This is a genomic window from Streptomyces sp. NRRL F-2664 (assembly GCF_000719345.1).
Taxonomy (GTDB): Bacteria; Actinomycetota; Actinomycetes; order Streptomycetales; family Streptomycetaceae; genus Streptomyces.
On sequence record NZ_JOFX01000461.1, the window covers coordinates 1 to 319 of the forward strand.

General features: G+C 82.1%; 1 pseudogene. It reads left to right on the forward strand.

Annotation, left to right across the window (positions count from 1 at the left end):
• Positions 1-319: pseudogene (locus IF89_RS0136520) on the forward strand (hypothetical protein); the annotation flags it as partial.

A 319-nucleotide genomic window follows, 5' to 3' on the forward strand; every position in this document is an offset into this window, starting at 1 on the left:
CCCAGGACGCGGCCCCGGCCGCGGAGCAGGGCGCCGAGCCGGAGGCTGCGGCCGAGACCTCCACCCCTGCGGAGCAGGCCGCCCCCGAGGCGGACGCCGTCGCTCCCGCCGGGTCGATGGAAACCGCCGTCGCGGCCGAGCCGCAGACCGAAGCCGGCGAGCCGGAGGCCACCCCGGCGGTTGCCGCCGAGCCTGAGGCCGCCCAGGCGGACGCGCCGCAGGCCCAGGACGCGGCCCCGGCCGCGGAGCAGGGCGCCGAGCCGGAGGCTGCGGCCGAGACCTCCACCCCTGCGGAGCAGGCCGCCCCCGAGGCGGACGC